This window comes from Bacteroides sp. BFG-606, from assembly GCF_024788145.1.
GTDB lineage: Bacteria > Bacteroidota > Bacteroidia > Bacteroidales > Bacteroidaceae > Bacteroides > Bacteroides vicugnae.
Genome location: NZ_JANUIL010000001.1, coordinates 864,626 through 879,186, shown reverse-complemented (window position 1 = coordinate 879,186; position 14,561 = coordinate 864,626). Strand labels below are relative to the sequence as shown.

Genomic DNA, 14,561 nt, shown 5'->3' with positions numbered 1-14,561 from the left:
TTGATTAACCTTAATTATAATCAAGGAATATAAGGTATGGAAAAAAATAAAATAAAGCGGTCGTTACTGGTGTTGTTCCTTTCTTTCCTGGCAATCGGGGCGCAAGCACAGCTGGAACAGGCTGTCAAGAAGATATTTGCCGGAGATACAATAACGAACGGACATGTTCCTTTGAGACGGGATTCGGATTCTATCCATCTGGCGAATATGCGGAAATCATTGGAAGAAGCCCGGCTCAACGAGGCGAATATGCGGATGGAAATGGAACAGATGAAGCTACAGATGGCTTCCGCCGACTCCGTAAAATATGCCCAGCAGAGACAGCGTATCGACTCTTTACGCCAGTTCACTAAAGGAGTGCCGGTAGTGGCGGACGGCGATACCTTATTTTACCTTTTCACCAAACGCGGAGGATATACTCCCCAACAACGTGCTCAAATGACCGGTGCGGCGATTGAAGAAATAGGAAGACGCTTTAATCTACGCCCCGATTCTGTTTCTATCGATCATTCGGACATTGTTTCCGATTTGATGTACGGCAGCAAAGTGCTGCTTTCTCTTACCGATCAGGATGCTTTGTGGGAAGGCATCTCACGTGATTCGCTGGCTAAAGAAAGACAGCAGAATGTCATTACCAAACTGCATGAGATGAAAGCGGAGCACGGACTTTGGCGAATGGCAAAGCGTGTGCTCTATTTTGTGTTGGTGATTGTGGGACAGTATTTCCTGTTCCGCCTGACCAACTGGCTGTTCCGTAAACTGAAAGCGCGTATCCTACGTCTGAAAGATACGAAGATAAAACCGGTATCTATTCAGGGATATGAATTGCTGGATGCGCAGAAACAGGCGAATCTGTTAGTATTCCTGTCCAGTATCGGGCGGTATATACTGATGGGATTACAGCTACTGTTTAGCGTACCGTTAATTTTCATCATCTTCCCGCAGACAGAAGGACTGGCATATCAACTGTTAGGGTATATATGGAATCCGATTCGCGGTATTTTTGTGGGGATTATCGACTATGTTCCCAAGTTGTTCACCATCATCGTTATCTGGTATGCCGTGAAGTATCTGGTGCGTCTCGTTCTGTATCTGGCGCGTGAAGTGGAAGCAGGACGGCTCAAAATCAACGGATTCTACCCGGACTGGGCGATGCCGACTTTCCATATCGCCCGTTTCCTGCTCTATGCATTTATGATTGCGATGATTTATCCTTATCTGCCGGGCTCCGATTCCGGTGTGTTCCAAGGCATTTCGGTATTCGTCGGATTGATCGTTTCATTGGGATCAAGTACGGTGATCGGTAATATTATCGCCGGACTGGTGATTACTTATATGCGTCCGTTCAAGATGGGCGACCGGATCAAGTTGAATGATACCACGGGAGATATTATCGAAAAGACTCCTCTTGTTACCCGTATCCGGACACCCAAGAATGAGGTGGTGACCGTACCTAACTCGTTTATCATGTCGTCTCATACGGTAAATTATAGTACCTCGGCACGTGAATATGGACTGATTATTCACTCGGAAGTATCTATCGGTTATGATATTCCCTGGCGACAGGTTAATCAGATTCTGATTGATGCTGCATTGAACACTCCCGGAGTGGTAGATGATCCGCGTCCGTTTGTGTTGGAAACCTCTTTAAGCGACTGGTATCCGGTCTATCAGATCAATGCATATATCAGGGAGGCAGATAAAATGGCACAGATTTATTCGGATTTGCATCAGAATATTCAGGATAAATTTAATGAAGCCGGCATTGAAATTATGTCGCCACACTATATGGCTGTACGGGATGGAAATGAAACAACCACTCCCAAAGAGTATCAGAAAAGTAACAATCCTTCCAATAAAGCGGGGGAAGAAAATAAACCTGAATAGTTATTACTGTCGCCGCCGTTATTGCTGTTGTGTTGTATAATGAATATCAAAACGTCCGTTAGTCAGACGTTTGCCGTTGCCGAAGGTTGCACTGATAATATTCAATTCTGTGTCGAAATGGCTTATAAAAGCTGTTCCGTCTTCCAGTTCTTCTCCTCTGAACCGTATATCGGTGATTGTTGACTCTTTGCCTTCTTTGGGGGATAAAATAGTGAAGTGTATGTTGATGTCAGGCTTGACGGAAACATTGACGGATAGTTTGTCCTCCTCCGGATAGTAGTGGAATGAATCATACGTCCATACATATGAGTGTCCCCAATTCAGGTATCGTCCTCCCACATAAATCCATCCGTCCATCAGACAGCCAAAGGTGTTGGCACCTGTAGTGGTGGCAGGAGGTAAAACTGTGATGTCGATCGATTCGTCTTCCGTACAGCTCCAAAAGCTGATGATGGAGAAAAGAATAAGTATATATTTCTTCATAGTGCTTTTTTTAGTGAATGTTAGAAATAATAGGATAATCCCGAAGTGATATTTATTCGTGTGAGGTTAGCATCAGCATTGCCATCGAGTTTTACAATGACCTTTTCTCCATGATAGTGGGTTCTCATTCTGAGTAGTTCGCTATACATATATTGTACTCCTAAACTGACTCCCAGATTGGGATTCAGCTTATAGGTAAGATTAGCATTGGTCAGAAGACCAATAGTGAAGGCTCTCACTTTTCGTGTCTTGCCGAATACCTCACTATTGTTCCGTAGAAAGACTCCACCGGGACCGGTTGTCACGCGGATTTGCCAATGTTTGGTGTTGGCATTACACATTCCGATTTGAGTGCCAATGAAATGAACCCATAAATGATCTTTCCCTTCCGGATGGCTTCCTTTGGAAGAAAATCCGGAGTAGATTCCTCCGAAGACAAAACGTTTGAGAGGGCGGAAATTATATTGTCCATCCCAGCTTACGCCTTGTGCGAGTGTACGTTGGTAACTGTGGGTACTCAACGTGAGTGTGGGAGGGTGATGGAACATAACGCCATAGCCCGCGTGAAAAGAGAACTCGTGTCGCTCAAAATCTCTCTGTGAGAAAAGTGGAGTGTGGCAGGACAGGGTGAGTGCGATTAGTAATAGAATCGCTTTTACGGGTGTTTGATTCATCTGGATTAGTTTAGATTGTGTTTGTTATGTAGGTCGGCGGCATTGCTGCCGCTTTCCCCATTAAGAACTGTACGTGCGACTTTCACCGCATACAGCTCCGATAATTCTAAATTTAATTCTCATAAAATTAAATCGGCTCATAATCATCTTGCGATGACTTGTTTCCGATAAAGTTTTCTTCACGCACGTTGACGGGCACTTTTGAGTTTCCGCCTTTCGAAGTATTCGTCCCATGATGGGTCGAACGGATTGGCCTCGCATCTTATCTTTGTGTGTCGCTTGATTGGAATTTCTGTCAGTTGCTGTAATGTGAACTTATCCTTTATTTCTCCACATACATATTCAAAACCGAAAATCCAATTTCTGCCACCTTTTCGGATAAAATACTTCTTCCTTATCCATTTCCTTGACTTGTCGGTATGTCTGCGATATGACCATCTTTTAAGTTGATTTATTAAGATATGGTCACATCGGCAGAACACCTCCTTTGATACCACATGGCTGTAGTAGTTACCCCATCCCTTTATTATAGGATTGAGTTTCTCTATCAGCTCCTGCTGGGATGATGCCTTACCTTTGGTCAGCACAACCTCATGCAGCTTGTCAGTGAAACGTTTCTGACTTTTCTTTGACGGCTTTATTAACAATGTGCCGTTGTACTTCCGGACATTGAAACCTAAAAAGTCAAATCCGTCACTGATATGTGTTATCAGTGTCTTCTCATCGGATAGGGTAAGTCCTCTTTCCTTTAGAAAAACTGTCAACATTTCCTTTATTTCAAGTAACGTTTTCCTTTTGTCAGCAGTGACAATGAAGTCATCCGCATATCTTACGAGATTGACTTTGGGGCAGTAAAGTTTTCCATTGACATAACTTGCCTTGTACTTCTCTTTGAGCATCCTTTCCATGCCGTCAAGAGTTGCATTTGCAAGTGTCGGTGAAATAATGCCGCCCTGTGGTGTCCCTTCAATAGTCGGTTGAAGCAGTCTGTTGAATACAACTCCACTTTTCAGCCATTTTCTTAATATCTGCCTGTCGATTCGTACGTTATCGAGAAGCCATTCATGGCTGATATGGTCGAAGCAGCCTTTTATGTCTCCCTCCAATATCCATTCGGGAGAGCAATCCCTGCTTAGCCATCTGTGAAGCGCATCTATCGCATCTGCCGTACTTCTGAACTTTCTGAATCCGTAAGAGTTTGCATCCGCTTCACTTTCCGTTATGGGTTCCAATGCCATAAGATACAGTGCCTGCATGGCTCTGTCTTTCATGGTCGGTATTCCCAACGGTCTTGTCTTGCCGTTTGCCTTAGGTATGTTAACTCTTTTCAATGGGAGGGCTTTATATCCTCTCCGTGTCAAAGAACGTATAGCTTCTATTTTATTGGCATCGGTATCCCACTTTATGTGGTCAACCCCTGCCGTGCGTTTACCTTTATTGGAGGTCACTTTCCTTACTGCCAATGCCTTGGCTTCGAACGAAGTGACAAGCAGGTGCTGCAAGGCTTTAACCTTGTTGTACCTCTTTTCTTTATGAGCCTTTGCTATTCGGACTTGCAGCTTTCTGACCTTTCGTTCACATTTGGAGAAGTCAATGCTTTTCCATGTTGTGTTACGCTCGGCTGAAGATGCACACTCGGCTTTCGCCTTGCTCCTTTGCTGTTTCTTCATTTCGTTAAAGTTCTACAATCGTTTCACAAAGAATTACCCTGCGGAAGTCTGCCTGCTTTCGCATGAGGTGACGTTTAAACCTCTATCTTCCGCATTACACGGAAGCGTTCGCTTTCTCCGCAATCCTTTACCCGCACATCATTCGGCTTCTCTTGCGATTGGCTTACCTGTCCGATAAAGGACAGGAGAGATACGGGCTTACCAAGTTCCGTACAAGTAACTTACGACCGACTTAAAGTCCGCCCATCCACCGGCAGTGCTGCATCCGTGTAGTCCTGAAAAAGAGAGAACTATCCTGACTGCCCGCCATTTTGGCTATAGCTTGTAAATATCCGTAAGCTATTCTTTTGTTACGATGGTGCAGCGGTTCACATACGTTACTCATATCGGTCAGCCTAACAGCCTATACATTGGATATTTCTGCATAGAACCATATTGTCAAGAGGGCTTCGCACCAAACAATTACTCGTAAAGCACGCCTCTTTAGGCTACTGTTGACGGAACAACAGGTTCAGACATTATGCTGAACAATTACTTGTACGACTTCTTGTCGCACCTTTTTTGCAAAAATAGAAAATAGTTCAGACTTTCTCACAGCGGATCAGAACTTTTTGCCCATTGTTTAATGTACTGGCAAATAAGTAGGTATCTCCTCCTTCAGCTAAATGGATTCGTTTGCGGAGTTCGGCTACTGTGGCGGGGAAGTTACGGACTGTCACATTTGCTTTTTTCAGGTCTGCCAGATTCTCCTTTACTTCTTTTTTATTGAAACTGCACTGGTTGATAATACGGAATATTCTTCCGGGGAAGTTTTCAATGAAAGTATCGGAAGTATAAAGATGGCTATTGGGATGCAATTTGCGGACAGGGTAAGCTGCTGCAATGCTACGGAAAGCGCCGGCTTTCAGAAGGGAGGCATTCGGTTCGTAAAGATAGGTTTCTAAAGAATCCGTATATGTGCATTCGCTGCATTGCTCCTGTTCGCGGGTAAATACAAAGTGTTGTTCTTCTTGAGTCCCTTTCGTGGAGAGGTTCACGCAATGAATGGAGATTTCTGACGGTGATGTTTGTCCGAGTAAGATTAGTAATTCCTTACATTCGTTGTTGACGGACAGAATGTGAACTTCTTGTGTATGTTTCAGCTCTTTCAGTGCCAACGAAAGATCGAGCATGGGGGAAAGTTTGATCATTACCCGGTTGGCTTTATGAAGTAAAAGCTCTTCAAGTTCGGCTACATTCGGTTCGCAGTCGGAGATGGCAACCGTTTTTCCGCCGTGCTCATTGCGGCGCGCGGGGTCGAGGAAGAGGCAGTCTACGGGGGACATTGCTTGCAGGTAGGCTACTCCGTCTTCGTTTCTTATGTTTATATGGTTTAGATTCAGTACGGGAAAGTTATGTGCCGCTATTTCGCAGAGTTCTTCCTGACGTTCTACGTAAGTGGCGGATTTGAATCCGGTGGCAAGAAAAGAACAGTCAATGCCGAATCCGCCGGTGAGGTCGGTCAGAGAATCTCCCTGCAAAAGACGTGCTTTGTAGCGGGCGGTGATTTCTGAAGAGCATTGCTCCAGCGACAGATGTTTTGGATACCATATCTTTTCCATCTCCCACCATGAGGGAATCTTTTCAGCCGCTACCTTCCTTCCTGCAATTTGGGTGATGGCAGTCGGCATATCTATATCCGGGTACTTTTTAGCTTGTAAAGCCAGTGCACGTACATCGTCCGATGAATGTTCTCGAATAAAAAGTTGGGTTTCAGGGGAGATTTGCATCATGGTGTTATTGTGTTATAGGATATTACAATGAATCGTCGAGCTCTGATTATGGGGTTGTTGAATGTCGGTTATGGTATTAACTTATACTTCTGTTTGGCTACGTCCCGGCTGCAAAAATTGAAATGCCACCATTCGCTGGGTAATGCACGGAATCCGGCCTCTTTCATCACCTTTCGTAGCAGTAACCGGTTCTGACGCTCCGTTTCACTTATTTTTCCATTATGTACCAATCCGATCTCGTCTGTGATGTGTGCTTCCACGCCTAAATGGTCTACTTTGGTTCCCATAGGCAGGGGCTGTCCCAGAGAGTCTTGGATACTGATGTCTACTGCCAGTCCGTAGTTGTGTAATCCGCCTCCACGGTTGGGGTTGGAGACATATTTATATTTGGACGTTCCTTTCACTACGTTCCACATCTTTTTCTGTACTGATATTGGACGTGCCGCATCGTAAATGATAAGACTGTAAGACGGGTGTAGTCTCTTCAATACTTTTTGTGCTTCTATCAGAGCGTATGCCGCATCCGGATGCAGGTAGGCTTCCGTTAAGTTGTCGTAAAGCACTTCACCCGTGAAATTATCAGCCTGTGTATACATTAGTTTTACGACGAGGCTGCTGTCCAGATCAGCTATATTGATGAGTCCTAATGAGTCCATGTAGAGAGCCATTTCGCTTCGCTCCGGTGGCGAGACGGTGGAACATTCTTCGCGCGGTTGTATATTCTCCGGCGTATGTTCGTATTCTACGAGGGGGATGCTTTCCTTTTCTTCTTTATGACTCGAAAGGAAAGAGCATCCTGTCAGTAGCAGACAGAGGATGGGTAAACTATACTTCAGAATGATCATTCAGCCTTTTGTATTTAGTGTGCCAAAGATACTTCTTTTAGGCTTTAGCTCCAATAAGCTGCCTTTAAATTCTGGTTGTTTAAGTGATCGGGTAGTACCATCTTACTGTCACAATTGTACTAATACTGTGGCATAAAGTAAGGGATTAAGTCTTTTCAATCCATTATAGATTGCTGAGTGAAGTTGCCACCTTCTTCAGGTTGCTGTTCGTTGCCCATTCTTGCAGATGTTGTAAGAGTTGTTCGTCTGTAACTTTGCTATGGTTGATAGTCAGTAGTTCCAGATAGAGTTCGAGCAGCTGTTTGAGTCCGGTGACGGGTTTGTCAGGCAATCCGCTGATAAAGACTGTGAGTAGCTCTTCCAATTGACGGTTGTGGAAAGTACTTCGTTTGTACATGCTTTCGTATACTTGGGTGGTGAAGCGCTTTAGCGGAGCAAGCTCCATCGTGATGAGGCGAGCCAGGATTTCTCCTACCCGGCGGTTGTTTATTCTTCTTGCGGCAAGTCCCTCTACCCATAATTCCGCTGCATAGGAACGGACTGTCTTGTCTACGAAAAGTAGTGAGCCGCCTAATAAGAGCAGGCTCATCTCCCGAAGCGGGCAGTGGAAAGAAAGGAGCATCCGCAAAGCACAGGTGAGGGTGCGTTTGCTGTCTTCCTGCGGAGTGCCGAAAGCCATGTAGCAGGTGATGATCTGGGCTATCAACGGTTCCGGCCGGTTAGGGAAGTAACATAGCAGAGGTTCCATGTAGCGGGAGTCGTCTATATTATATTTACTGTTGATAATCAGATGTTCCTGCCATAGCTGATGGCTGTTGAATTCGACGTATTTGTGCCATTTGTAGGAATCGAGTTCAAGCAGACGCCTGTCCGTTTCGTATGATTTCTCTTTTGGTTTCAATTTGTTCCACCCATAGTCTCCTGCCAGATAGTTGTGTGGCAACGTGCAGCAGGCGAAGGACTTGAATACTTCGAATTCAGTTTCCGGTGCTTTTACCAGTCCGGCGGCTACCCAGCCGGTCGGATGGTTGTAGGGCGGTTCGGGTTGTGTGTTCTCATCCAACAAGAACAGGCAGAGATGGAGGTATTCATCTTGCAATAGTTGCCGGGCGGTGGTGACGGCTTCTTCTTTGCCTTCCATGGCACAGCGGGCAATCGCTAGTTGGAAATCCCATGGACAGGGCTTTGTGCCTGCTTCCTGATATGCGGCGAGGCGGCGTATCAGTTCGGTGGCCTGTATGTATGCCGGAGTATGGGTAGGAGTGGAAAGTAAGGGCAATGTATTATTCTCCTTTAGTTGACGGATTACATTCAGCCATAACTGTTGGACGGGTGTGAAACAGGTTGCGTCGCTGTAGCCGGGTTTCCAGTCGGCAAGTCGTTTGAAAGAACGCTCGTCATAAGCTCCCCTGTTTTGATCTCTTCCTTTCAGTCTTTCTTCCAGCCGGGTGAACATATTTCTCAAGAATCCTGTGCGGGAGGTGTCTGTCGTCTGTGTCCATAGACGTTGATATTCCAACAGGAAGGTAGCCAGAAGCTCCTCGTATGGTTCCCAACTGTTGGCTACGATATTGGTTGCCCGTTGGAAAACAGGTCCCATCCGGTCGAAATCTTCTTTGTTCAGTTGAGGATGGAAGGCAATAATAGCGGCAACTGTTGTTTCTATCTCCCAGCTTTCCTCCATATCGAACAGGCGGCTAAGTTGGAACAGAAAATCTTCTTTGCTGGCAGGAAAGGGAATATGGTTGTCTTCCCTGCAAATGCGGACGGTTGCCGAAGACGGCTCCTCGTTAAAGGAGGTTTCGTCTGTAATATTTCCTCCGGTATGAATGATTTCTTCAAGATTCATGTCTGTCGCATTTGATACTCCGGCAGACTGTACTCTGAAAGATATGAGTATTGCTTGTACGCTTTGAAACATCTCCGGCTGATAGGATTGTAATGTCTCTTGGAGACTGGACGAAGAAGCGTCTCCATATTTTATGATGAAGTCGGCGGCTTTCTTTTGTAGGTTCTCGTCCTTCTTCAGGAACAGTTGGCAGAGAGTGATGCAGCAGACTTCTCTTATTTCGGGATGCCGTGCAACGATCTTCTCAAAGATAGTATGGATGGTAAGTAGCGAGTTTTTGGGGCTGGAGAAGAAAAGGGGAGCTGCACGTTCGATGAATTCCTGATAACGGAATCCTTCTTCGGATGCGATACTTTTCAGTTGTTGCAACATCACATTCACCGGTTTTGTATAAGAAGAGGTGAATATTTGCATCATCTCTTCTTGCAAGGATAACAGTTCTCCGGTAGTTGGTTGTAGAGTTTCAAAGAATCCGGCAAACCATCCTGCCATGTCTTTTTTGAAGCTCCGGTGAAAAGTGGCGAGTGTGGCTTTTAATAGTCGTTCTCTATCCAGATGGCCATCCAAAGAGAAGCGGTAAAGAGCGGCACTGATACTTTCATCCCGTGCGGTAACTCCTTTTTTATAAGCCTCTTTGGCACAATCATCCTGATAGCTGATGCTCGATTCGTACTCGAAAATCGTCCAGATGTGCTCTTTCAGTGTGATATCCCGTTTGAGCAATAACTAACTGTTGAACGTATCATTTCCTTTGGGGTTCTTATTTCTGATACGGGTAATCCAGGGGAGTACCTGTGCAATGCGGCTTGGAGCGATTTCTTTGAGGTATCCCATATCCATGAGCTGCGTCAGCTGTTCGTAATTGAGATCGAAATTAAACCAAGTTTTGTCATCGTTGATGAAATCTGTCAGCCAGGTGGGGTAGTAAAGCGGGAGCAGTTTGCAAAGCGTATCAAACTTCATATGATAGGCCATATCCATTTCCCGTTTGTTGGCGCAGACAAACTGGACAGCGGATAGAAAATGTGCCCGTGCCGCACTGCAGGTTGTCTCACTGCTGAAACCTGCAAACTTGCTTTTTATCCATTGTAAATCCCGGATAACCGGCAGCAGTTTCCGCCTTTCTTTCATTGGTAACTCCAGTAATCTCTTGACAAAAGGGATTAATATCTTCTCTTCGTTCTCCGGAGTATCCACATAAGCTTTGGATAATTTCTCCAGTTCTTTTTTTAATTCTTCCATTGTACTAGTTTCTTTACTGCCAGAATATGTTTGCAAGCTCCCCGTTCTCCCTGATTGCTGCTGAACCAGGTGCAAGTGCAACGCTCTTTCTCACTTTCTCTGTCGAGAATGACCGTATGCCTGACGCCTCCGCTTCCTGCCACACGTGCTTCTGTCCGTTTCTCGTCATTCGATATGATTTCTACTTTTTCTTCTTCCAATAGTTTTTCTGCAGCTATCATTCGAGGATTGAGACTTAAAATACGTTCGGTTTTGAAGGGCAGACGACGGTAGAAGAAACTGTTTTCATCCAGATCGAATCCCAATAATCCCATTGCTGCCAGCCGTGCCGAGAGGGAATCCACCTTATCCAAGTCAATATGTTCTTCTATGGCAAAAAGAGTGGGGTTGAACTGTTGGTTGGCATAACTGTATTTGTCCATTGCCTCTATCCATCTTTCGGGGACGTCTTCGAGCAGAGATTCCAGTGCGGCGCCTTCTCCGGAAAATCCTCTCCAACATTCGCGGGAAAGAGAAAGGCTGAAGCGTACCGGACCGAAATAAAGTTGCCAAATGGTAGATTGCATGGTGGGATGCGCAAAGACTTTCAGCTCATCGGCAAACGGAAGCAAGGGCTCGAGCAGACGTAAGCGATGAAGTCCTCCAATGCAGACGGCATTCATGCTTTTCACCGGTGAAAAGGCGGGTTTTTGACCACGCATCACTAAATAATAGTCGCATTTCACGCTACTTTTCGGAAGAGTCTGGAAGAGTTGCAAGGTTTGTATGCGATTGAAGGAGTAGAGCTGTTCCGCAGCGGATTGATAAATCTGTACCGTAGTCAGTCCTTTTATCCATTTCACGGGAAGAGGTACTTTCCGTTCTATCACTTTCTCCCCTTTATGATAAAGCCCCACCTTTTTGGGACCGACTGACATTACCACATTCTCTTGTCTGCCTATTCCTCCTAAAGCGGAAATCATTCCGGGATTAAAATCTACGTTTGTTGTCCCGTTTTCCGGAAATTCTCCGTCGTGTCCGTCAGGAAGTACGTCGACCCTGGCATATACACCTGCACAATTAGAAAATCCTTCAAAGCGCAGGCGGTCATTTCCTGCGGTTACAATCGGATCTTTCAGCATGGCAAGCTGTGCCGGTGTCAGATTGAAACTGGATTGCACAACGTTGGATAATGCGATGAGGCAGCGTGCTGTCATGTAGGGTTGTGTCAACTTTCCCCAAAAGAAACAAGGTGCTTCTTTCTTTTCTATTTCGCTGTATTTGGCAAGAAACAGTTCGTCCTGATTGGCCGACCGTTGCAGGGCGGAAGGAGCTGCATATTGGTAAGAGATGGTATCAGTCATAGATAATAAATCGGAATTTGGTTGTATATTCTCCAAATATAGAAATTAATTCTTAGTGAAAAAAAAAGTAGGAGAATTTACATCGCTTTGGAATGCTGATATTATAAAATATCATCAAATGAAGCATTTATATCTCTTTTGATGGCAAATATCAAATACAATTCTTAATAGTCAGACACAATTTTTTATACATAAAACAATTATTCTTTATAACTATTCTTAAATCCTACGTTTCTTTTTGCCAGAAAATAATATTTTTGTGCCCACAATTAGAATGTTCTAGCAACAGATTCTAAATTAAGTCTTATGAATTTTTAAAGATGAAAAAGACAGCTGTTTGTGAAAATCGCTAATATTGTTTGTTTTGTTTGTGTTATCCCATTTTGAGTCAGGTGTGGCTTCAAAATGGGATTTTCGCTATAAAGACAGTCTCAAAACCACCTGAATACTATCAGAAATGACCTAAATTCTATCAGCCGATAGATTTTCCCCTAAACAATGTCTGTTCTTCACCTGTCACATTTGTTGAAAACCCGTAAACTTGCAGCATCAAAATAATGATAACGAATACTCACAATTAAAAAAATAACGTATATGAAAAGTTTAAGCTTCAAGAAAGATCTGATAGGAGTACAGGATGAATTACTCCGTTTTGCATATAAACTGACGACCGATCGTGAAGAAGCAAACGATTTGTTGCAGGAAACCTCATTAAAAGCATTGGATAACGAAGATAAATATACTCCCGACACAAATTTCAAAGGATGGATGTATACGATAATGCGGAACATCTTTATTAATAATTACCGCAAAGTAGTGCGCGACCAGACATTTGTCGATCAGACTGAGAACCTTTATCACCTAAACCTGCCGCAGGATTCAGGTTTTGAAAGTACGGAAAGAGCTTACGATTTAAAGGAAATGCGCCGTGTAGTCAATGCTCTGCCGAAAGAATACAGAGTTCCGTTTGCTATGCACGTTTCAGGATTCAAGTACCGTGAGATTGCAGAAAAGTTGAATCTTCCGTTAGGTACTGTAAAGAGCCGCATATTCTTTACCCGTCAGAAATTGCAGGAAGAGTTGAAGGACTTCCGCTAACGTTTACTATCAATTTTCAGTTAGTATCAATAGGTATAGGGCAAAAGGAAACGAGATCCTTTTGCCTTTTTTATTTTATGTGTTGGAGGTCTGTATTTGTTATGGGAATTTTTTCAGTAACTTTGTCACTGGTTAATTGACTGCTCTGACTTATCAGTCGAGGATAGTCGATTTGCTTCCCTTAATTTGTCGAAGAATGAATAAAGATATAAATGTTATGATAAAAGCGATCATGCTCGATGTGGATGGAACATTGGTAAGTTTTGAAACTCATAAAGTGTTGCCATCCTCTGTTGATGCCCTTAGGAAGATTCATGACGGTGGAATTCGAATAGCCATTGCTACCGGTAGAGCGGCGGGCGACCTTCATGAAATAGCTGATGTTCCGTATGACGGAATTATCGCGTTGAATGGAGCCGACTGTGTTTTGCGGGATGGCACTGTGATAAGAAAGCACCTTATTCCGAAAGATGATTTTAAGAAAGCCATGGAAATAGCAAAGGCCTTTGATTTTGCAGTCGCTATTGAATTGGATGAAGGTGTGTTTGTCAATCGTCTGACTCCGACTGTCGAACAGATTGCTAAAATCGTGGAACACCCTATTCCGGCCGTTGTAGACATTGAAGATCTGTTTGAAAAGAAAGAGTGCTGTCAGCTTTGTTTTTATATCGATGATGAGATGGAACAAAAAGTGATGCCGTTTCTGCCTAATCTTTCCTTGTCACGCTGGCATCCTTTATTTGCTGATGTGAATGTGGCAGGAATAAGTAAGGCAACCGGGCTTTCGGTATTTGCTGATTATTATGGGATCGGAATGACGGAAATAATGGCTTGCGGTGATGGTGGTAATGATATTCCTATGTTGAAAGCTGCCGGAATCGGAGTGGCGATGGGAAATGCATCGGAGATAGTCAAGGCTTCAGCCAATTTTGTTACTGATACGGTGGAGAATGACGGGCTTTGTAAGGCGCTGAAACACTTTGGAATTATTTAATATTGGGTACTCTAAAGCTTAATATTATAGGTGTTATTCCCCTATTGTTTATTCTTCTGTATTTCTGCCTCTGTTGTTTTTACCTGTTTAGGAACAATTAAAGAACAACAATGCAGCAATATCGGGTAGATGTTGTATGATTTCAGTTATCTTTCCTCTAGTTGGAGGATAGCTATAAAAGGAAAAATTCCTGCAAGTGTTTCACTTACAGGAATTTTTCAGTGGGCCATCTTGGGCTTGAACCAAGGACCTCCAGATTATGAGTCTGTTGCTCTAACCAACTGAGCTAAAAGCCCGATGTATCCATTAACTGGATGCGGTGACAAAAGTAGTATTTTCCCTCGAATTATGCAAATCCTTTTGATAAAAAACTACGATACTTTATTTTTAGAACTTATATTTGCGCTTCGGGTTCTTGGGAAACCATCCTTTTTGTACCCGTTCTTCCTGTTCGAAAACCTCTTTAATCGTCCAGAAGGAAGAAAACGCAAACACGCCAAGCAAAGAAGATAAAATCACATTATCGATGCTTAATGAGGCGACCACACCGGCTATGCCGAGTATCAGGAATATCCACCAGCATTTTGTACCCCAATAGTATTCGGCCTTTACCACGACGGGGTGAAAAAGGCCGATAATCAAAAAGGTACATATTCCGATGAATAACCCTGCGAGGTGATATTCATTTAGAAACTCCATCACAA

General features: G+C 44.0%; 11 protein-coding genes, 1 tRNA gene and 1 pseudogene. 3 read left to right on the top strand and 10 right to left on the bottom strand.

The window, feature by feature from the left end:
* Nucleotides 1–36 precede the first annotated feature (36 nt).
* A complete protein-coding gene (locus NXV01_RS03440) occupies nt 37–1,887 on the top strand; it encodes a mechanosensitive ion channel family protein (RefSeq protein ID WP_195648804.1) in 1,851 nt (616 codons plus the stop codon).
* An 18-nt stretch (nt 1,888–1,905) separates the two neighbouring features.
* On the opposite strand, the gene NXV01_RS03435 is transcribed toward NXV01_RS03440, so the two are convergent.
* The 8 genes and pseudogenes from NXV01_RS03435 to NXV01_RS03400 form a co-directional block, all read right to left on the bottom strand.
* A complete protein-coding gene (locus NXV01_RS03435) occupies nt 1,906–2,370 on the bottom strand; it encodes a hypothetical protein (RefSeq protein ID WP_259021714.1) in 465 nt (154 codons plus the stop codon).
* Nucleotides 2,371–2,390: 20 nt separating this feature from the next.
* Nucleotides 2,391–3,044: a hypothetical protein gene (locus tag NXV01_RS03430; RefSeq protein ID WP_259021713.1), complete on the bottom strand. Its 654-nt coding sequence runs from the start codon at nt 3,042–3,044 to the stop codon at nt 2,391–2,393.
* A gap of 179 nt (nt 3,045–3,223) precedes the next feature.
* Nucleotides 3,224–4,714, bottom strand: a complete 1,491-nt coding sequence (ltrA, locus tag NXV01_RS03425) for a group II intron reverse transcriptase/maturase (RefSeq protein WP_258978446.1) — start codon at nt 4,712–4,714, stop codon at nt 3,224–3,226.
* A gap of 232 nt (nt 4,715–4,946) precedes the next feature.
* The gene (locus NXV01_RS03420) at nt 4,947–5,099 is read right to left on the bottom strand and encodes a hypothetical protein (RefSeq protein WP_167511788.1); all 153 of its coding nucleotides are present in this window, start codon (nt 5,097–5,099) and stop codon (nt 4,947–4,949) included.
* Nucleotides 5,100–5,295: 196 nt separating this feature from the next.
* Nucleotides 5,296–6,486 carry a THUMP-like domain-containing protein gene (locus NXV01_RS03415; RefSeq protein WP_259021712.1) on the bottom strand — a complete coding sequence of 397 codons (1,191 nt, stop codon included), beginning with the start codon at nt 6,484–6,486 and terminating at the stop codon, nt 5,296–5,298.
* 68 nt (nt 6,487–6,554) lie between these two features.
* Nucleotides 6,555–7,331 carry a M15 family metallopeptidase gene (locus tag NXV01_RS03410; protein WP_259021711.1) on the bottom strand — a complete coding sequence of 259 codons (777 nt, stop codon included), beginning with the start codon at nt 7,329–7,331 and terminating at the stop codon, nt 6,555–6,557.
* 163 nt (nt 7,332–7,494) lie between these two features.
* Nucleotides 7,495–10,422: pseudogene (locus tag NXV01_RS03405) on the bottom strand (DUF6493 family protein).
* Nucleotides 10,410–11,765, bottom strand: a complete 1,356-nt coding sequence (locus NXV01_RS03400; protein ID WP_259021710.1) for an SWIM zinc finger family protein — start codon at nt 11,763–11,765, stop codon at nt 10,410–10,412. The pseudogene NXV01_RS03405 and the gene NXV01_RS03400 overlap by 13 nt, the downstream one beginning before the upstream one ends.
* Before the next feature lie 594 nt (nt 11,766–12,359).
* Between NXV01_RS03400 and NXV01_RS03395 the strand changes: the two genes are divergently transcribed.
* Complete coding sequence (locus tag NXV01_RS03395) at nt 12,360–12,863, top strand: RNA polymerase sigma factor (protein WP_148365742.1); 504 nt, start codon at nt 12,360–12,362, stop codon at nt 12,861–12,863.
* 217 nt (nt 12,864–13,080) lie between these two features.
* The gene (locus NXV01_RS03390; protein WP_217721027.1) at nt 13,081–13,857 is read left to right on the top strand and encodes a Cof-type HAD-IIB family hydrolase; all 777 of its coding nucleotides are present in this window, start codon (nt 13,081–13,083) and stop codon (nt 13,855–13,857) included.
* 222 nt (nt 13,858–14,079) lie between these two features.
* Here NXV01_RS03390 and NXV01_RS03385 read toward each other — a convergent pair.
* Both NXV01_RS03385 and NXV01_RS03380 read right to left on the bottom strand, forming a co-directional pair.
* Nucleotides 14,080–14,153 (bottom strand) — tRNA-Ile (locus NXV01_RS03385).
* A 91-nt stretch (nt 14,154–14,244) separates the two neighbouring features.
* On the bottom strand, nt 14,245–14,556 hold the full coding sequence (locus NXV01_RS03380; RefSeq protein ID WP_148365852.1) for a DUF4491 family protein: 312 nt from the start codon (nt 14,554–14,556) through the stop codon (nt 14,245–14,247).
* Between the last annotated feature and the right edge of the window lie 5 nt (nt 14,557–14,561).

What these genes read in the sequence shown, in the direction of transcription:
- NXV01_RS03420 (WP_167511788.1), bottom strand. Translation starts at nt 5,099, where the DNA reads ATGAGTAACGTATGTGAACCGCTGCACCATCGTAACAAAAGAATAGCT.
- NXV01_RS03435 (WP_259021714.1), bottom strand. Translation starts at nt 2,370, where the DNA reads ATGAAGAAATATATACTTATTCTTTTCTCCATCATCAGCTTTTGGAGC.
- NXV01_RS03430 (WP_259021713.1), bottom strand. Translation starts at nt 3,044, where the DNA reads ATGAATCAAACACCCGTAAAAGCGATTCTATTACTAATCGCACTCACC.
- NXV01_RS03400 (WP_259021710.1), bottom strand. Translation starts at nt 11,765, where the DNA reads ATGACTGATACCATCTCTTACCAATATGCAGCTCCTTCCGCCCTGCAA.
- NXV01_RS03440 (WP_195648804.1), top strand. Translation starts at nt 37, where the DNA reads ATGGAAAAAAATAAAATAAAGCGGTCGTTACTGGTGTTGTTCCTTTCT.
- ltrA (WP_258978446.1), bottom strand. Translation starts at nt 4,714, where the DNA reads ATGAAGAAACAGCAAAGGAGCAAGGCGAAAGCCGAGTGTGCATCTTCA.
- NXV01_RS03410 (WP_259021711.1), bottom strand. Translation starts at nt 7,331, where the DNA reads ATGATCATTCTGAAGTATAGTTTACCCATCCTCTGTCTGCTACTGACA.
- NXV01_RS03415 (WP_259021712.1), bottom strand. Translation starts at nt 6,486, where the DNA reads ATGATGCAAATCTCCCCTGAAACCCAACTTTTTATTCGAGAACATTCA.
- NXV01_RS03380 (WP_148365852.1), bottom strand. Translation starts at nt 14,556, where the DNA reads ATGGAGTTTCTAAATGAATATCACCTCGCAGGGTTATTCATCGGAATA.
- NXV01_RS03390 (WP_217721027.1), top strand. Translation starts at nt 13,081, where the DNA reads ATGATAAAAGCGATCATGCTCGATGTGGATGGAACATTGGTAAGTTTT.
- NXV01_RS03395 (WP_148365742.1), top strand. Translation starts at nt 12,360, where the DNA reads ATGAAAAGTTTAAGCTTCAAGAAAGATCTGATAGGAGTACAGGATGAA.